Raw genomic sequence first — 18,599 nt, forward strand, 5'->3', positions numbered from 1 at the left:
TCGCTAATTTGGTTTAGATGCTGAGTACTTTGTCGCCGCGGGCAATGCCGGTCACGCCACTACGGACGGTTTCCAGAATCGAGGCGGTGCCGATGGACTGAATGAAGCTGTCGAGCTTGTCGCTGGTACCGGTCAGTTGAACGGTATACACGCTGGCGCTGACATCGACGATCTGCCCACGGTAAATATCGGTGGTGCGCTTGATCTCGGCGCGCTGGGCGCCGGTGGCCTTGACCTTGACCAACATCAGTTCGCGCTCGATGTGAGCACTTTCCGACAGGTCGACCAGTTTTACCACTTCGATCAGTTTGTTCAGGTTCTTGGTGATCTGCTCAATGACTTCATCGTGACCGACAGTGGTCAGCGTCAGACGCGACAGGGTCGGGTCTTCGGTTGGGGCCACGGTCAGGCTTTCGATGTTGTAGTTGCGCTGCGAGAACAGGCCAACCACACGAGACAGAGCGCCGGGTTCGTTTTCCAGAAGCAAGGAAATAATGTGCCGCATGATTAAGTACGCTCCGTCTTGCTCAGCCACATATCGCGCATGGAGCCGTCTTTGATCTGCATCGGATAGACGTGCTCGCTGGTGTCGACCGAAATGTCGATCACCACCAGGCGATCTTTCATGGCGAACGCCTCTTCCATCTTCGACTTCAAGTCCTTCGAATCGGTGATACGCACGCCAACGTGACCGTAGGCCTCTGCCAGTTTGACGAAGTCAGGCAACGATTCCATATAGGAATGAGAGTGGCGGCTGCCGTAGCTCATGTCCTGCCACTGGCGAACCATGCCCAGCACACCATTGTTCAGGATGACGATCTTGACCGGCAAACCGTATTGCAGGCAGGTCGACAGCTCCTGAATGTTCATCTGGATACTGCCCTCCCCAGTGACGCAAACGACGTCGTCATCCGGGAAGCTCAACTTGATGCCCATGGCCGCCGGAAAACCGAAGCCCATGGTGCCCAGACCACCGGAGTTGATCCAGCGGTTCGGCTTGTTGAACGTGTAGTACTGCGCCGCGAACATCTGGTGCTGACCCACGTCGGAGGCTACAAAGGCATCGCCCTTGGTCACTTCGCACAGGGTTTCGATCACGGCCTGCGGCTTGATGACGCTGCCGTCGCCCTTGTCATAAGGGAACAGGCCACGATCACCGCGCCACTCATCGACTTGCTTCCACCAGCTGGCAACGGACTCCTTGTTCGGGGTCTCGCCGATTTCCTTGAGGATCGCGACCATTTCGGTCAGGACACTCTCGACCGGACCCACGATCGGCACGTCGGCCTTGATGGTCTTGGAGATCGAAGCCGGGTCGATGTCGATGTGAATGATCTTGGCGTTCGGGCAGAACTTCGACGCGCCGTTGATGACACGGTCGTCGAAACGCGCGCCGACAGCGAGGATCACGTCAGCATGGTGCATCGCCAGGTTGGCGGTGTAGCTGCCGTGCATGCCAAGCATGCCGATGAACTGACGGTCGGTGCCAGGGAAGCCACCGAGGCCCATCAGAGTATTGGTCACTGGCAGGTTGAGCATCTTGGCCAGTTCGGTCAGTGGTGCGGAACCACCGCCGAGGATCACGCCGCCGCCCGAATACAACACAGGACGCTTGGCCGCCAGGAGCATTTCTGCCGCCTTGCGGATTTGACCGGAGTGACCGCGAACAGCCGGGCTGTAGGAACGCAGCTTGGCTTTTTTCGGGAAGACGTATTCGAACTTCTCGGCCGGGTTGGTCATGTCTTTCGGAATATCGACAACGACCGGACCAGGGCGACCGGATTGCGCCAGGTAGAAGGCTTTCTTCATGACTTCCGGGATTTCCGACGCGTGCTTGATCATGAAGCTGTGTTTCACGATCGGCCGGGAGATACCGATCATGTCGGTTTCCTGGAATGCGTCGGTGCCAACCATGGTGCTCGGCACCTGGCCGGAAATGACCACCATCGGAATGGAGTCCATATAGGCCGTGGCAATACCGGTGATGGCGTTTGTCGCGCCCGGCCCGGAAGTCACCAGTACCACACCGGCTTTACCGGTGGCACGGGCGTAGCCGTCAGCCATATGGGTAGCCGCTTGCTCGTGACGAACCAGGATGTGGGTCACTTCCGGTTCTTTGAACAGGGCATCGTAGACATGAAGAAGAGCACCACCCGGGTACCCGTAGATATATTTGACGCCTTCGTCGCGCAAAAAGCGGACGAGCATCTCACCGCCAGATAAAAGCTCCACGTTGCTCACCTCTAAAACGCCAGAATACCGCCCACGAAAAATGGGACGGGTCTTAATAGGTTTACTTCTCAGCAGAGCATGAGCGACGGTGGTCGCCGACTACGTCAGCACTGACTGAGCAAGTATTGGGATCGTCCCAAGTGTTGCGGGGCTTTCCCACCCAGCGCGAGGTAACGCGTTGCGGGTGTAACAGGTCGACGCGGATATGCGCCTCATGATCTGCTGAGAGGGTCTGCTTCTGGCAGTCCCTGTACAGCGGACTTTGGATTCTTCTGTTTCGCCCTTCGCAAGTCAAGTCGTCTATGAGCTTTATTCTACTAAGCACATGAGAACGCAAGAAAAAACCCGTAAATCCGCCCTGTGTTAGCTTCGATTGCGCAACTTTTGGCAAAAAATTGGCACGCGCATGCACTTACCCTGCAACGGCCGACAAAATAGAGAGGGATTGTGAACAACTGCCAGCAGACGCTGGCAGCTTCTGGCTCAGCGAGAGGCGGTGATCAACTGATCAAACTGCTTGAGCAATACCTGCAACTGCCGATCCTTGCCCTGGACATTGCGTCCGGAAAAGACCATTTCAGCCATCTCCTGAATGCCCGAAGCATTGGGTAACGGCAAATCCTGCTCGAGGATCATCTTCATGCGCGGCAGGAAGATCCATTGCAGCCATTGCTCGAAATCCAGTGTATCGACCGAAAACGGCTCGACACTGGAAAGCGCTTCGGCCGATGGCGAGACCTCGTCCCACCAGCCTTGCACCCGCAACTCGCGCTCGATCAACAGCAGTTGATCGGCGATTTTCAGAAAGCGCGCATCCATCACAGCGTTACCTTGGCCTTCTGGCGCGCCAGTGCCGCGCCCTGGGAGTCACCCTGCTTTTCACGTGCCTGGGCGATCAGCTCCCACAAGTTGGCCTGAAGGGCCGGACGCCCATTGGCCAACGTCAGCCCACGGCGAGCGAACTGCTCGGCCTGGGCTGCATCGCCTTGAGCCATCCGCACCTGCGCCAGACGGTACAGCACCTGCGGTTCACGCGGAGCAACGCGCTGGGCGCGCTCAAGGCTGGAAGAGGCACCGTTGAGATCACCGCTCGCCTGTTGCTGCTGAGCGGTGGTCAGCAAAGCCAGTACCGGGCCGTCCAGTTGCTCGTCGGCAGAGAGCCCGCCCGAACTGGCCGACGGAATTCCGCTTGGCGACGACGGCATGCTGTAGCTGCCCTGATTGATCGGCGCCGACTGTACCGGCGACGTGTCAATCGGCCCCGGCGTGATCGGCCCCGGGGTAATAGGCGTAGTGCTGATTGGCGTGGAAGTCGTTGCAGCGCCTGGCACCATCACCACGACGCCGCTGTCACCTTGAGGAATCGCCTGGGTCTGCGACTGACCTTGTACAGGGCGCTTGACGGTCGTCTGGCGGAAGCCGCCATTGGCCGAGATCCGCTCACTGTTGGACACCGCGGTACCAGAATCCACAACCGGAATCGAACCACGTTGGACGGTAGAACAACCGCTGAGCAAAGCTACGGCGGCAACCGCTGGAATCAACCACTTGTTCACTTGAAACCCTCTTTGCTTAATTCATCCAGCCCTTGACCCAATCCATCACCGACTCGACAGGGGTTTCACCACCGCAAGCGGCACCGGGAGGCGGTTCGCTGCCGCGAATATACGGCATCTGCACGGCACCGGGGCAACCGGCGTCGGAACCTTGTCCGGTTCGCGAATCCACCCAGGCCTGGACGATATTATCCGGCTGCGGCATGTCCAGCGGCAACGGGTCGGCCTTGCGCATGAAGCTGGTCCAGACCTGCAAGGCACCGGTGGCACCCGTGAATGGCGTCTTGCCGTTGTCATCGCGCCCCAGCCAGACCACCGCCAGCAAGTCCTGGCTGAAACCGGCAAACCAACTGTCTCGCGAGTCGTTACTGGTGCCGGTTTTACCCGCGAGGTTCAGCGTTCTTGGCAACACGTTGTAAACCGAGCTGCCGGTACCTTCTCGCATCACGCGCTGCATGGCGCTCTGAATCAGGTAAATGGAGGCCGGATCGAAACGCTGCTGAATCTGGAACGGATAACGCTTGAGCGGCTCGCCTTCGGCAGTCAGCACGCTGCGAATCCCGCGCATCGGCGTATTGAAGCCACCGTTGGCGAGGGTCTGGTACATGGTCGCCACTTCGATGGGCGTCATCCCGCCAGCGCCGAGCAACATCGACGGGAAGGCCGGGAATTCACGAGACACCCCCAGGCGTTCCACCGTCTTCAGGACGTTCGGCACACCGACCGCCAGGCCGAGGCGCGCGGTGGACAGGTTGTAGGAATGCGCCAACCCCTGATAGAGGAAGACGGTACCGTGAGAACGACGATCATAGTTTTGCGGCTTCCAGACCTGGCCGTCGGCGCCCTTGACCGAGAAGGACTCGTCCGACAGCCAGCTGGTCAACGTGTACTGGCTCGGCTTCTCCAGCGCGGTCAGGTACACCGCCGGCTTGATCAACGAGCCGATCGGCCGCACAGCATCCAGCGCCCGGTTGAACCCGGCAAAACTGGCCTGGCGACTGCCGATCATGGCCTGTACTTCGCCGGTCTCCGGGTTGGTCACGACCATGGCCGCCTCGACGTCATCGGAACCCTTACGCCCGGCCAGGCGCTTGAAGGTGTCGTTGACCGAGGCCTCAGCCTTCATCTGCAGGATCGGGTCGAAACTGGTGAAGATGCGCAGGCCTTCCTCGGTCAAGTCTTCGTCGCGATAGTCTTCGCGCAACTGACGCTTGACCAGATCGAGGAAGCCGGGGAACGAGCTGTCCGCCAGACTGCCGCGCTTGGTCACGCCCAGCGGCATTTTCTTCGCCGCCTCAACCTGCTCGGCAGTCGCAACGCCCTGCTCTTGCAGCACATCGAGTACCAGGTTGCGCCGCTCAAGGGCACGCTCCGGATAACGACGGGGGTTATAGGAAGAAGGTCCCTTGACCATGCCCACCAGCAGCGCGACCTGATGCAGCTTGAGCTCGGCCAGCGGCTGACTGAAGAAGAACTGGCTGGCCAGCCCGAAACCATGCACCGCGCGCTGACCGTCCTGCCCGATAAATACTTCGTTGAGGTAAGCCTCAAGGATTTCGCGTTTGTCGTAATGCAGTTCAAGCAGCAGCGCCATCATCGCTTCGGTGAGCTTGCGGCTCAGGCTGCGCTCGTTGGTCAGATAGAAGTTCTTGACCAACTGCTGAGTCAGGGTACTGCCGCCCTGACGCATGCGGCCGGATGAACCGTTGACCCAGACCGCTCGGGCGATCGACTTCGGCGAAACACCGAAGTGATGATAAAAATCGCGGTCCTCGACAGCCACCAGCGTTTCCAGCAGATACGGCGGCACCTGATCGATCTTGATCAGAATCCGGTCTTCGAGGTTTTTCGGGTACAGGCCACCGATCAACAGCGGCTCCAGGCGCACCACCGACAGTTTCGAGCCTTTTGCCCCCGCCAACTCGGCCACGTAATCGCCAGAGAAACGCACCCGCACCGGTTGCGCCTGCTCCATGCCTTCATAGAACTGGAAGCCACGGGTGTTCAGGTCAACGGTATTGCCGTTGACCGACGCCGCGCCCGGACCGTTGGCCACGCTTTCACGGCGATAACCCAGGGCATCGAGCTCGGTCAGGAAATCATCCCGGCTCAGCTTTTGTCCGACGAACAGCTCGAGCGGACGTGCGTAAACCTTGGCCGGAATGGTCCAGCGCTTGCCGGAGAACTTCTCCTGAACGATCGCATCAAGGTAAACGGCGAATCCAGCCAGCACTACCAGGCCGACCAGACTGAGTTTAATGGCCCAGCCCAGCCACGGGCGCAGGCCCCTGGAGGGTGGTTTTTTGGGGGTACGGGGAGTTCGAGTACGAGTCATGGCGGCGGATTATACGCACTTTATTCATACTCAACAGGAGCGCTCCGAGGTTTGCGTCAAGCGGACTTGCAGCCATAATGACGGCCTTGATTTTCCAGACTCTGAAGGATCGCCTGTGAGCCAGACCTTGATCGCTGCCCTGCAAAACCCTGCCCTCTACCCGCACCCGGTAGAAGGATTCCAGGTCATCGAAACCCATATCTCCTGGGTCATTCTCACCGGCCCCTTCGCTTATAAAGTGAAGAAACCGGTCAACTTCGGTTTTCTCGACTTTACCGGCCTTGAGGCTCGCGAACATTTTTGTACTGAAGAGCTGCGCCTAAACCAGCGCCTGACCGACGATTTGTACCTGGAAGTGTTGCCCGTCACCGGCAGCGCCGAGGCTCCGCAATTGGGCGGCGAAGGGCCAGCCATCGAGTATCTGCTGAAGATGCGCCAGTTCCCGCAAAGCGGACTGTTGAGCACCCTGCAAGCCAATGGCGAATTGACCACCGCGCACATCGACGAGATGGCCGAGCAAATCGCCCGCTTCCACTTAAGCGCCCCCAAAGTGCCGGCCGGGCATGAAGCGGGCACCCCGGACAGCGTCATGGCGCCGGTACGGCAGAACTTCGAACAGATCCGCCCGTTCCTCAGCGACAAAGCCGACCTGTTGCAACTCGACGCCCTGCAAGCCTGGGCCGAAAGCAGCTTCGAGCGCCTCAAACCACTGCTCGCCCAGCGCAAGGCCGAAGGCTTCATTCGTGAATGCCACGGTGACATCCACTTGGGTAACGCCACCGTGATCGACGGCAAGGTCGTGATCTTCGACTGCATCGAATTCAACGAGCCGTTCCGTTTTACCGACGTTTATGCCGACACCGGCTTCCTGGCGATGGACCTGGAAGATCGCGGCCTGAAGTGCCTGGCGCGCCGTTTCGTCAGCCAGTACCTGGAGTTGACCGGCGACTATCGCGGCCTCGAGCTGCTGAACTTCTATAAAGCCTACCGCGCCCTGGTTCGCGCCAAGGTCGCCCTGTTCAGCATGCCGGCCGACGCCACTGCGGTGCAGCGCGCCACGACCCTGCGCCAGTACCGCAACTACGCCAACCTCGCGGAAAGCTACAGCACCATTCCTTCGCGCTTCATGGCCATTACCCACGGCGTTTCCGCTGTCGGCAAGAGCCATGTCGCCATGCGCCTGGTCGAAGCACTGGGCGCGATTCGCCTGCGCTCCGATGTCGAGCGCAAGCGCCTGTTCGGCGAGCAGACCGTCGAGAATGATGTACAGGCCGGCATCTATAGTGCCGACGCCAGCGCGGCGACCTATGCCCGCCTGCACGAAATCGCCGACGTCATTCTGCGGGCGGGCTTCCCGGTGGTGGTCGACGCCACTTACCTCAAGCGTGAGCAGCGTGACAGTGCGGCGAAGGTGGCCGAGGCCACGGGTGCCCCCTTCCTGATCCTCGACTGCAATGCACCACAGGCCGTGATCGAAAGCTGGCTGGCCGTACGCCAGGCCGACAAGAAGGACCCGTCCGACGCCACTCTGGCGGTGATCGAAGCCCAACAAGCCAGCCGTGAGGCGCTGACTCCCGCAGAAATCCTCTGCAGCAAGCGCGTACAGACCAATGAAAGCGGGACCCTGGATACCGTTGTGGAACAGATTCGCCAGCGTCTGCCGGGCCTGTAAAAACTATTTCAGTCGTGAGGCCCTCGCCGGCCTCACGGCTGTTAAACAGTGGCACTATACTGGCGTCATAAAACCATCAGGTGATGCGACATGAGCCAGCCAAAACTTCTCGACACTCCGCTTTATGCCCTGCTGCACAAAGACGACATCAGAGGCTTCAACAGTGAGCGCCCCAAGGATGGCCCTATCGACATGGTGGGTGGCGACTTCCGGGGGCTGGACCTGCGCGAACTGAATGCCGACGGTGTGGACTTCAGCGACGCCTACTTCCGCTCCGCCGACTTGCGCGGCATCGATTTTCGCAAAGCGAACCTGGAAGGCGCGAGCCTGGCCCACGCACAAATCTCCGGCACCTACTTTCCAGTGGAACTGAGTGCCGACGAAATCCTCATGTCGATGAACTTCGGCACGCGTTTGCGCTACCGCACCCGCTGATCACCGTTGCCGGCTGACACGTCCAGCGCCCCATTGCGCTGGACTGCAGGGATATTCACTTGCCATCGCTGATTGCTCCCCCCTGACTCTTCCTTGCACGTTCGCCGACCTTCTACACCCTGCCAACGCTTGTCTCTTAGAAGCTTTTGCGTCGAAAACGAGCAAACAATCACGCTTTTCCTACTGATGGCTACACTCCTCAGAAGATTGCCCACGCTCTCCATTCGGCCATCGCAAGGAGGCTTGATGAATGATGAACTGCAACACCTGAAGAATCTTGGCAAGACGTCAGCGCAATGGCTGCATGCCGTGGGCATCCATAGCGCATCGGACTTGCGTCGCCTCGGGGCGGTGGATGCTTATCGGGCCGTGCGTACGCGCGGTTTTCGGGCGTCCAAGGTGTTGTTGTACGCAATTGAAGGCGCCCTGATGGACGTTCACTGGAATGACATCCCTGCCGAGCGCAAGGAAGCGTTGAACAAACAACTGGAAGCCATTTCTTCACGCCACAAGAACTGATCCGACAAATATTTCAGAAGCTTTGCAACCTGAAACCCAATGATTACGGGGTCTGCAGAGGTAAATTCGGCGAATCGCAATGAAATCAAAAAACAGCGGTTGACTTGGTAATGAGAATCGATATGATTATCACAACTGGTCGCGAGACTGGTCGATATTCTGAAAAGCCCTTGGTTCGGACTCTCAGATTATCTCCTCATCAGGCTAATCACGGTTATTTGACCCGGCTCTTGCCGGGTCTTTTTTGCCTGTGGAAAAGTACTGACGGGATCCGCCGATGGATGCGTCATGCCGATCACCACAACGCGGGTGGTCAGACGCATGAGAGTTTCCCGGGCATCGAATGGTCAGGCCAAGTATCCTCGACGATAGGCACTTGTCCCCGGCGGGCAAGACGGCCAATTGATCGCATTTAACCGTCAAGCCCGGACCTATCCGGTCACGAGCTGCGGGACTGAGGATAGAGATGAAGTTGCTTTGCGCAGGTGCCGAACTGGTCAATGACAGCAGTCGCGGTTTCGACATTGACGGCCAAAAGCTTTTTGCGGTGCGCCGCAGCGGCCAGGTCCATGTCTACATCAATCGCTGCCCGCACCGGGGCGTCGCTTTGGAGTGGCATCCCGACCAGTTTCTCGACCCCAGCAACAGCCTGATCCAGTGCGCCACCCATGGCGCACTGTTCCTGATCGAAGACGGTGAATGCGTCGCCGGCCCCTGCGCGGGGCAAGCCTTGACCAGTGTGGCCTGCCGCGAGGATGAACAAGGGATCTGGATCAGCCTTTAGCCGCCCGGCAACACGTCCAGACGCCGGTCGACCAGCATTTCTTCATGGCTCAACCGCACACCGTAAGCCAACACCTCGACCCCACATTCAATAGCCTCACGCAAGGCCTGCGCATAAGCCGCATCGATTTCCTGCGCCGGACGCACGGCCTCGATGCCGGTCAGGCAAACACAGTACAACTGCACCGCGCGAATACCGTCCCTGGCCAAGTGGGCCAGCTCCCGCAGATGCTTGGCGCCACGCTGGGTGACCGCATCGGGAAACGCCGCCACCGCCGTACCGTCGAAACCCAGGGTCACGCTTTTGACCTCGACGTAGGCAGGCCCTTCGGGGTAATCGAGCCGGAAATCGATACGACTGTTTTCCTGACCATAAGCCACTTCGCGCTTGAGCCCGGTAAAGCCGTTCAATTCCGTGATGACGCCCGCTCGCAGCGCCTCTTCGACCAAACCATTGGCGCGGGCGGTGTTCACACAAAACAACCGCCCTTGCGGGGTTTCGCCGATCTCCCAGGTGCCGGGCAACTTGCGTTTCGGGTCGTTGGAGCGGCTGAACCAGACCTGTCCGCCCTCGACCTGACAATTGAGCATCGAACCCGTATTCGGGCAGTGAATGGTCAGCAACTCGCCGTCAACGGTTTCGATATCGGCGAGAAAACGCTTGTAGCGTCGAATCAGGCGACCTTCTTCGAGGGGGGGATGAAATCGCATCAGCCTTGCCAGCTCCGCAACCCACGGGCAATGCGCTCGACCGCTTCCTGCAAACGCTCGAGATTTTGCGTATAGGCGAACCGTACATGATGTCCGGCCTGATAACGCCCGAAATCCAGCCCCGGGGTGAAGGCCACATGTTCGGTCTCGAGAAAATGTTTACAGAACGCGAAGGCATCGCCGCCGAACTTGCTGATATCGGCGTACAAGTAGAATGCCCCTTCCGGCTCCACGGCAATGCCGAAGCCCAATTCACGCAGGGCCGGCAGCAGGTAATCCCGACGCCGGCCAAATTCGGCGCGACGCTCTTCGAGAATACTGATGGTTGCCGGCTCGAAGCAGGCCAGCGCGGCGTGCTGCGCCATGCTTGGAGCACTGATGTAGAGATTCTGGGCGAGCTTTTCCAGCTCACCGACGGCAGCGTCCGGGGCCACCAGCCACCCCAACCGCCAACCGGTCATCCCGAAATACTTCGAAAAACTGTTCAGCACGAAGGCACTGTCGTCGACTTCCAGCACGCTGGCCGCATCGGTGCCGTAGGTCAGGCCATGATAGATCTCGTCGACCACCAGATGACCGTGGCGCTCCTTGATCGCGACAGACAGCTTCGCCAACTCGTCGCGGGTCAGGATCGTGCCGGTCGGATTGGCCGGCGACGCCACCAATGCGCCTACACTGTCGTGATCCCAATGACGCTCGATCAGGCCGGGCGTCAATTGATAACGCACCTCCGGACCGACCGGGACCAATTGCGCCGCGCCTTCGACCAGTCGCAGGAAGTGCCGGTTACAGGGGTAGCCCGGGTCCGCCAGCAGCCAGTGCTTGCCGGGGTCTACCAGCAAAGCACTGGCCAGCAGCAACGCACCGGAGCCGCCGGGGGTGATGAGGATGCGCCGAGGGTCGATGTTCAAGCCATAACGCTGCTGATAAAAGCCCGAAATGGCCTCACGCAGCTCCGGAATGCCGCGCGCGGCGGTGTAACGGGTCTTCCCCGCTGTCAGCGCAGCCTGGCCGGCCTGGATGATCGGTTCGGCGGTGGTGAAGTCCGGCTCACCGATTTCCAGGTGGATCACATCGTGGCCGGCCGCCTGCAATTCATTGGCCCGCGCCAACAGCGCCATGACATGAAAGGGTTCGATCGCGCGACTGCGGGCACTGTAGGGCTGAGCCATTGGCCTTCCTTCAACGGGGAAAAAAAACCGATTCTACCCAAGCGCAGGAACGAGCGAGAACCTAAAGCGGTCAGAGGGCTTATAACCTTGACCACAAACGATTCAAGCGAGTGCGCAAGGTTTGACTAAAATCAATAGTTGAGCAGGGTTCCGGAGCCGCCAGACAACGGTTTGTCATCATTGGCAAGCACCATCAGCCGCAAGCTCGACATCCGGGAGTAGCGCGGCCCGAGTTGATCTGGTAAGTTCGCCCGCTTGCAGCCGCAGGGCCGGCAGGTGTCGGTGATGGAGCAATCCTGCGCAGATGGATTACAAGAGTAGAGGCGGTCTATTTCATGTCCACCCAAGCAAAGCAGCAAAACCAGGCAATCAGCGGTTTCGAGCCCTATGTTCAGAAAGCTGGCGAAGAGTACATGGGCGAGCCCATGCGCAAGCACTTCACCAAGGTTCTGAATCAGTGGAAAAAAGAGCTGATGGAAGGTGTCGACAAGACCGTGGACCACATGAAGGACGAAGCGGCCAACTTTCCTGACCCGGCCGACCGTGCCAGCCAGGAAGAGGAATTCGCCCTCGAACTGCGTGCCCGCGATCGTGAACGCAAGTTGATCAAGAAGATCGACAAGACACTTCAGCTGATCGAAGACGAAGAGTACGGCTGGTGTGAATCCTGCGGCATCGAGATCGGCGTCAAGCGCCTCGAAGCGCGCCCTACCGCCGACCTGTGCATCGACTGCAAGACCCTGGCGGAAATCAAGGAAAAGCAAGTCGGCAAATAATTGCGACTTGAACGAAAAACGGAGCGTGCGAACGCTCCGTTTTTGTTTCTAAAATTCGCCTCAGCAGCAAACCTGTGGGAGCGGGCTTGCTCGCGAAAGCGGTGCACCAGCCTATATTGATGTTGAGGCTGATGGCCTCTTCGCGAGCAAGTCCGCTCCCACAAGGTGGTTAGCGCAAGCCTGGAAAAAGTAACACTGCCCTTATGACTGCCATCGCCTCATCCACCTACATCGGGCGCTTCGCCCCCACGCCCAGTGGCCATCTGCATTTCGGTTCTCTGGTCGCAGCGCTGGCCTCTTACCTCGATGCGCGCTCGGTGGGCGGACGCTGGCTGATGCGCATGGAAGACCTTGATCCGCCCCGCGAGGAACCCGGCGCCCAGGCGGCCATTCTCAAGGCCCTGGAAAGCTATGGCTTCGAGTGGGATGGCGATCTGGTTCGCCAAAGCGAGCGGCACGATGCCTACGCCGAGGTGCTCAATCGCCTGTTCAATCACGGCCTGGCCTACGCCTGCACCTGTTCGCGCAAACAACTTGAGCCGTATCACGGGATTTATCCGGGGCTGTGCCGCAATGCCGGCCATGGCGCCGATGAGGCCGCCATCCGCCTGCGCGTACCGGAGTTGGAGTACCACTTCCTCGACCGGGTGCAGGGCGAGTACCGCCAGCACCTGGGCCGGGAAGTCGGCGATTTCGTGATCCGCCGCCGCGACGGGCTCTACGCCTATCAACTGGCCGTGGTCCTGGACGATGCCTGGCAGGGCATCACCGATATCGTTCGGGGTGCCGACCTGCTGGACTCCACGCCCCGTCAGTTGTACCTGCAAGAACTGCTCGGCCTGCCGCAACCGCGTTATCTGCATATCCCGCTGATTACTCAGCCCGATGGCCATAAACTCGGTAAATCCTACCGTTCGCCGCCGTTGACCGAGGATCAGGCAATGCCCCTGTTATTGCGGGCGCTGCGCGCGCTGGGACAGAACCCGGGAACCGAACTGGTTTACGCCACGCCAAGGGAAGTGCTGAACTGGGGCATTGCCCACTGGGATGCCTCGCTGATCCCGCGCACACTGAGCCTGCCCGAGGCACAGCTGCTGTGATCGCGCTTGCAGTGGCGCGCCCATCCGTTACCATCGCCGCACGTTTTCGGGCACGCACATAAAAAAGAGAGGCCGGGATGTACATCTATCGCTTGGTCCTGCTTTTGGTAGTGGGCATTTACCTGTTTTCCCCGGCCATCATGGATTGGTGGATCGACGCCACTGGCGCCTGGTATCGCCCTTATCTGCTCTGGCTGATTCTGATCGTCGTGACCTTCATCCTGCAGAGCCAAAAAGATGCCGATGAGCTTTAGCCTGACCCAGATGATCCTGATCAGCGCCGCGTACCTGGCGGTGCTGTTCGGTGTGGCCTGGATCAGTGAACGGGGCATGATTCCCCGGGCGATCATTCGCCACCCGCTGACCTACACCCTGTCGCTGGGCGTCTATGCCAGTGCCTGGGCGTTTTACGGCACCGTGGGCCTGGCCTATCAGTACGGCTACGGCTTTCTGTCCAGCTACCTGGGCGTTTCCGGGGCCTTTCTGCTGGCGCCGGTGTTGCTTTATCCGATCCTGAAGATCACCCGCACTTATCAACTGTCGTCCCTGGCGGACCTGTTTGCCTTCCGCTTCCGCAGCACCTGGGCCGGAGCGCTGACCACGATTTTCATGCTGGTCGGCGTATTGCCGTTGCTGGCCCTGCAGATTCAGGCGGTCGCCGACTCCATCGGCATCCTTACCCGCGAACCCGTACAGAATCGCGTGGCCCTGAGCTTCTGCGCACTGATTACGCTGTTCACGATTTTCTTCGGCTCCCGCCACATCGCCACCCGGGAAAAGCATGAAGGCCTGGTGTTCGCGATTGCCTTCGAGTCGGTGATCAAGCTGATCGCCCTCGGCGGTGTCGGGTTGTATGCGCTTTACGGCGTGTTCGACGGCCCGCAACAGCTTGAATTGTGGCTGCTGCAAAACCAGACCGCGCTCGCGGCCCTGCACACGCCTTTGCAGGAAGGCCCGTGGCGTACCCTGTTGCTGGTGTTCTTCGCCTCGGCGATCGTGATGCCGCACATGTATCACATGACCTTCACCGAGAACCTCAACCCGCGTTCGCTGGTCAGCGCGAGCTGGGGCCTGCCGCTGTTCCTGCTGCTGATGAGCCTGGCGGTGCCGCTGATTCTCTGGGCCGGACTGAAACTGGGCGCCACCACCAACCCGGAATACTTCACCCTGGGCATCGGCATCGCCGCCAACAGCAAGGCGCTGGCGCTGCTGGCCTATGTCGGCGGGCTGTCCGCCGCCAGCGGCCTGATCATCGTCACCACCCTGGCGCTGTCCGGGATGGCCTTGAACCACCTGGTGCTGCCGCTTTATCAGCCACCGGCCGAAGGCAACATCTACCGCTGGCTGAAGTGGACCCGCCGGGCGCTGATTGTCGCGATCATCATGGCTGGCTACGGCTTCTACCTGATGCTCGGCGCCGAACAGGACCTGGCCAACCTCGGCATCGTCGCGTTCGTCGCCACGTTGCAGTTCCTGCCGGGCGTACTCTCGGTCCTGTACTGGCCGACCGCCAACCGTCGCGGCTTCATCGCCGGCTTGCTGGCGGGGATACTGGTGTGGCTGGTGACCATGTTGTTACCGCTGGTCGGCAACCTGCAGGGCTTCTACATTCCGCTGCTGAACATGATCTACGTGCTGGACGACACCAGTTGGCACATGGCGGCGATTGCCTCGCTGGCGGCCAACGTACTGATGTTCACCCTGATCTCGCTGTTCACCAACGCCAGCACCGAAGAGGCCAGCGCTGCCGAAGCCTGTGCCGTGGATAACGTGCGCCGCCCGCAACGCCGCGAACTGCACGCGGCCTCACCCCAGGAGTTCGCCACGCAGCTTGCAAAACCATTGGGTGCAAAAGCGGCACAGAAAGAAGTGGAACAGGCGCTGCGCGACCTTTATCTGCCATTCGACGAACGCCGACCCTATGCCCTGCGTCGCTTGCGTGACCGCATCGAAGCCAACCTCTCCGGCCTAATGGGGCCGAGCGTAGCCCAGGACATGGTCGAGACGTTCCTGCCTTACAAGGCAGGTGGCGAAAACTACGTGACCGAAGACATTCACTTCATCGAAAGCAGACTCGAAGACTACCACTCGCGCCTGACCGGTCTGGCCGCCGAACTCGATGCCCTGCGTCGCTATCACCGCCAGACCCTGCAGGAATTGCCGATGGGCGTGTGCTCGCTGGCGAAAGATCAGGAAATCCTCATGTGGAACAAGGCCATGGAGGAACTGACCGGCATCGCTGCGCAGCGCGTGGTCGGTTCGCGCCTGAGCACCATTGCCGATCCGTGGAAAGAACTGCTGCAAGGCTTCATCAATCTGCCCGACGAGCACTTGCACAAGCAGCACCTGGCCCTCGACGGCCAGACACGCTGGCTGAACCTGCACAAAGCGGCAATCGACGAACCCCTGGCGCCAGGCAACAGCGGCCTGGTGTTGCTGGTGGAAGACCTGACTGAAACCCAGATGCTCGAGGACAAACTGGTGCACTCCGAGCGCCTGGCGAGCATCGGTCGCCTGGCGGCCGGCGTGGCCCATGAAATCGGTAACCCGATCACCGGTATCGCGTGCCTGGCGCAGAACCTGCGCGAAGAACGCGAGGAAGACGGCGAGTTGAAGGAGATCAGTGGCCAGATCCTCGAGCAGACCAAGCGCGTGTCGCGCATTGTCCAGTCGCTGATGAGCTTTGCCCATGCCGGCAGTCATCAGCACAGCGACGAGCCCGTCTGTCTGGCCGAAGTGGCTCAGGATGCCATCGGCCTGCTGGCGCTGAACCGACGCAATTTCGAAGTGCAGTTCTACAACCTGTGCGACCCCGAGCACTGGGTCGAAGGCGACCCGCAACGGCTGGCCCAGGTGTTGATCAACCTGCTCTCAAACGCCCGTGACGCATCGCCTCCCGGCAGTGCGGTGCGGGTCAAGAGCGAAGCCGGCGAACACACGGTCGACCTGATCGTCGAGGACGAAGGCAGCGGTATTCCGTCGAGCATCATGGACCGATTGTTCGAACCTTTCTTCACCACCAAGGACCCTGGCGAAGGCACCGGTCTGGGCCTTGCACTGGTCTATTCCATCGTTGAAGAGCATTATGGACAAATCACCATCGACAGCCCGGCTGATGTTCAAAGCCAACGCGGCACCCGAATCAGGGTTACCTTGCCGCGTCATGTCGAAGCGACGTCCGCTGTGAACTGAGACCGTCGAGAGTATCGAATCAATGCCGCACATTTTGATCGTCGAAGACGAAACCATTATCCGCTCCGCCTTGCGCCGCCTGCTGGAACGCAACCAGTACCAGGTCAGCGAAGCCGGTTCAGTGCAGGAAGCACAAGAACGCTTCACCATTCCCTCGTTCGATCTGATCGTCAGCGACCTGCGCTTGCCGGGCGCGCCTGGCACAGAGTTGATCAAGCTCGCCCAAGGTACGCCGGTGCTGATCATGACCAGCTACGCGAGCCTGCGCTCGGCCGTCGACTCGATGAAAATGGGTGCGGTGGATTACATTGCCAAGCCATTCGACCACGACGAAATGCTGCAAGCCGCCGCACGCATCCTGCGTGACCGACAAACGGCACAGGCCGGTGGTGAAGCGGTTCCCGGCAAAGCCGCCAATGGTGCGGCGAAATCCGGTGCCGACAACAGCAATGGCGAAATCGGTATTATCGGCTCATGCCCGCCGATGCAGGACCTGTATGGCAAGATCCGCAAAGTCGCGCCGACCGATTCCAACGTGCTGATCCAGGGCGAGTCGGGCACCGGTAAAGAGCTGGTGGCCCGCGCCCTGCACAACCTGTCCAGACGCGCCAAGGCACCGATGATTTCGGTGAACTGCGCTGCCATTCCGGAAAGCCTGATCGAGTCCGAACTGTTCGGCCACGAAAAAGGCGCATTCACCGGCGCCAGCGCCGGGCGTGCCGGCCTGGTGGAAGCGGCGGACGGCGGTACCTTGTTCCTCGACGAAATTGGCGAACTGCCACTGGAAGCCCAGGCTCGCCTGCTGCGCGTATTGCAGGAAGGCGAAATTCGTCGCGTAGGTTCGGTGCAGTCGCAAAAAGTCGATGTGCGCCTGATCGCCGCGACCCACCGCGACCTCAAGAGCCTGGCGAAGATCGGCCAGTTCCGCGAAGACTTGTATTACCGCCTCCACGTTATTGCGCTGAAGCTGCCAGCCCTGCGCGAACGCGGTGCGGACGTCAACGAAATCGCCAACGCCTTCCTGGCGCGGCAAAGTGCGCGAATCAACCGCACCGACCTGAAGTTCGCCGCGGATGCCGAGCAAGCCATTCGTCATTACTCCTGGCCGGGCAACGTTCGTGAACTGGAAAACGCCGTCGAGCGCGCGGTTATCCTGTGCGAAAGCCCGGAAATCTCCGCCGAGCTGCTGGGCATCGACATCGAACTGGGCGACCTGGAAGATGACGAATTCATCGGCCTGCCGCCCCAACAGGGCAACGGCAACGCCGGTAACAGCAACCACGAGCCAACCGAAGACCTCTCCCTGGAAGACTACTTCCAGCATTTCGTCCTCGAGCATCAGGACCACATGACTGAAACCGAACTGGCCCGCAAACTCGGGGTCAGCCGCAAATGCCTGTGGGAACGCCGTCAGCGCCTGGGCATCCCGCGGCGCAAGACCGGGGTGGCCAGCGAAAGCTGAACCCCACCTGTCTCATGTGCGGGTAACACGTGACATTGTGAAAAAACTGTTACCTCAGCTTTTTCACGTAACAGAAGCCGGGGCTTACGGTAACGAAGCCCCGGCTTTTTTTCGCCTTCGAAATGCCCGACAGCCGACCTAACCCCTTGTTTTATTGGGTTTCGCAAAAGTTGGCACGCACCCTGCTATATGTTTGGTACAAGAACAATAACAAGCAATGCACAAGACAATAAAAATAAGACGAATCGACTCACGCACAATAAAAACAAGACGGCGAGAGGCGCAGCTAACTGATTCTTTTGGAGAGGCGTTGTATTTGGGGCTTGCCCCACGACCAGGCCGAGAACAACAAAAACTGTCCTAAGACAGAGCCTGTACTGGTTGGATCGAAAGATCACTGCAATTCAGCGACCAAAGCAATCCGTTTGCTCTTGGCTCCCGATTGGGAGGGTCATGAAGGAAAGCTTCATGGCAAGGGCACTTAACAAAAACAAAAAGCCCGAAACCAAAAATAAAAATAGAGCATGCAACTACTTCTTGGGGAGCTTCGGCTCCCCTTGTAGTTTCTGCGATTCAGAAAAACCCGCGTATCACTGCAGGAGCGAGCCTGCTCGCGAAAATCCCACAGGCACATCGGGGCATCTGATTTTACGC

Annotated in this window: 17 protein-coding genes; 9 read left to right on the top strand and 8 right to left on the bottom strand. The window is 59.6% G+C overall.

The genetic code is table 11. The annotated features are described in order from the left end of the window. Nucleotides 1-13 precede the first annotated feature (13 nt). The 5 genes from ilvN to mrcB all read right to left on the bottom strand — a co-directional run bounded on the left by ilvN (nt 14) and on the right by mrcB (nt 6,123). Complete coding sequence (ilvN, locus tag ACEN83_RS25965; protein ID WP_003176102.1) at nt 14-505, bottom strand: acetolactate synthase small subunit; 492 nt, start codon at nt 503-505, stop codon at nt 14-16. Between the two features lie 2 nt (nt 506-507). Further along, the gene (locus tag ACEN83_RS25970; protein WP_103396591.1) at nt 508-2,232 is read right to left on the bottom strand and encodes an acetolactate synthase 3 large subunit; all 1,725 of its coding nucleotides are present in this window, start codon (nt 2,230-2,232) and stop codon (nt 508-510) included. Between the two features lie 483 nt (nt 2,233-2,715). Next, entirely contained in the window at nt 2,716-3,051 is a 336-nt protein-coding gene (locus ACEN83_RS25975) for a YqcC family protein (protein WP_495578788.1), read from the bottom strand. Continuing rightward, complete coding sequence (locus tag ACEN83_RS25980) at nt 3,051-3,788, bottom strand: tetratricopeptide repeat protein (RefSeq protein WP_102701638.1); 738 nt, start codon at nt 3,786-3,788, stop codon at nt 3,051-3,053. Before ACEN83_RS25980 ends, ACEN83_RS25975 begins: the two co-directional genes overlap by 1 nt. A 16-nt stretch (nt 3,789-3,804) precedes the next feature. Continuing rightward, complete coding sequence (gene mrcB, locus ACEN83_RS25985) at nt 3,805-6,123, bottom strand: penicillin-binding protein 1B (protein ID WP_218486426.1); 2,319 nt, start codon at nt 6,121-6,123, stop codon at nt 3,805-3,807. Nucleotides 6,124-6,238: 115 nt separating this feature from the next. On the opposite strand from mrcB, the gene ACEN83_RS25990 reads away from it, so the two are divergent. From ACEN83_RS25990 to ACEN83_RS26000, 3 genes are all read left to right on the top strand, one after another. Next, on the top strand, nt 6,239-7,795 hold the full coding sequence (locus ACEN83_RS25990; protein WP_495578789.1) for a bifunctional aminoglycoside phosphotransferase/ATP-binding protein: 1,557 nt from the start codon (nt 6,239-6,241) through the stop codon (nt 7,793-7,795). 90 nt (nt 7,796-7,885) lie between these two features. Next, a complete protein-coding gene (locus ACEN83_RS25995) occupies nt 7,886-8,230 on the top strand; it encodes a pentapeptide repeat-containing protein (protein WP_102701635.1) in 345 nt (114 codons plus the stop codon). Nucleotides 8,231-8,476: 246 nt separating this feature from the next. Continuing rightward, complete coding sequence (locus ACEN83_RS26000; protein WP_007971093.1) at nt 8,477-8,749, top strand: TfoX/Sxy family protein; 273 nt, start codon at nt 8,477-8,479, stop codon at nt 8,747-8,749. A gap of 188 nt (nt 8,750-8,937) precedes the next feature. Here the strand turns inward: ACEN83_RS26000 and ACEN83_RS26005 are convergent, their stop codons facing one another. After that, nucleotides 8,938-9,072 (bottom strand): hypothetical protein, encoded by a 135-nt coding sequence (locus ACEN83_RS26005; RefSeq protein WP_495578790.1) that lies wholly within the window; start codon nt 9,070-9,072, stop codon nt 8,938-8,940. 143 nt (nt 9,073-9,215) lie between these two features. Between ACEN83_RS26005 and ACEN83_RS26010 the strand changes: the two genes are divergently transcribed. Beyond that, nucleotides 9,216-9,533: a Rieske (2Fe-2S) protein gene (locus ACEN83_RS26010; RefSeq protein WP_493726808.1), complete on the top strand. Its 318-nt coding sequence runs from the start codon at nt 9,216-9,218 to the stop codon at nt 9,531-9,533. Here ACEN83_RS26010 and sfsA read toward each other — a convergent pair. Together sfsA and ACEN83_RS26020 are read right to left on the bottom strand one after the other, a co-directional pair. Then, entirely contained in the window at nt 9,530-10,243 is a 714-nt protein-coding gene (sfsA, locus tag ACEN83_RS26015; protein ID WP_495578791.1) for a DNA/RNA nuclease SfsA, read from the bottom strand. The two genes, ACEN83_RS26010 and sfsA, sit on opposite strands and share 4 nt — an antisense overlap. Continuing rightward, a complete protein-coding gene (locus tag ACEN83_RS26020) occupies nt 10,243-11,415 on the bottom strand; it encodes a pyridoxal phosphate-dependent aminotransferase (RefSeq protein ID WP_007971098.1) in 1,173 nt (390 codons plus the stop codon). Before ACEN83_RS26020 ends, sfsA begins: the two co-directional genes overlap by 1 nt. A 335-nt stretch (nt 11,416-11,750) precedes the next feature. On the opposite strand from ACEN83_RS26020, the gene dksA reads away from it, so the two are divergent. The 5 genes from dksA to ACEN83_RS26045 all read left to right on the top strand — a co-directional run bounded on the left by dksA (nt 11,751) and on the right by ACEN83_RS26045 (nt 17,945). Beyond that, nucleotides 11,751-12,191 (top strand): RNA polymerase-binding protein DksA, encoded by a 441-nt coding sequence (gene dksA, locus ACEN83_RS26025; RefSeq protein WP_007971100.1) that lies wholly within the window; start codon nt 11,751-11,753, stop codon nt 12,189-12,191. A gap of 203 nt (nt 12,192-12,394) precedes the next feature. Then, nucleotides 12,395-13,291: a tRNA glutamyl-Q(34) synthetase GluQRS gene (gluQRS, locus tag ACEN83_RS26030; protein WP_495578792.1), complete on the top strand. Its 897-nt coding sequence runs from the start codon at nt 12,395-12,397 to the stop codon at nt 13,289-13,291. Nucleotides 13,292-13,368: 77 nt separating this feature from the next. Continuing rightward, nucleotides 13,369-13,545, top strand: coding sequence for a hypothetical protein (locus ACEN83_RS26035; protein ID WP_003176118.1), 177 nt, complete (start codon nt 13,369-13,371; stop codon nt 13,543-13,545). Continuing rightward, nucleotides 13,529-16,483 (top strand): sensor histidine kinase, encoded by a 2,955-nt coding sequence (locus ACEN83_RS26040; protein WP_007971103.1) that lies wholly within the window; start codon nt 13,529-13,531, stop codon nt 16,481-16,483. Before ACEN83_RS26035 ends, ACEN83_RS26040 begins: the two co-directional genes overlap by 17 nt. A gap of 22 nt (nt 16,484-16,505) precedes the next feature. After that, nucleotides 16,506-17,945, top strand: coding sequence for a sigma-54-dependent transcriptional regulator (locus tag ACEN83_RS26045; protein WP_495578793.1), 1,440 nt, complete (start codon nt 16,506-16,508; stop codon nt 17,943-17,945). Nucleotides 17,946-18,599: the final 654 nt, after the last annotated feature.

Source organism: Pseudomonas sp. Pseusp49, from assembly GCF_059491875.1.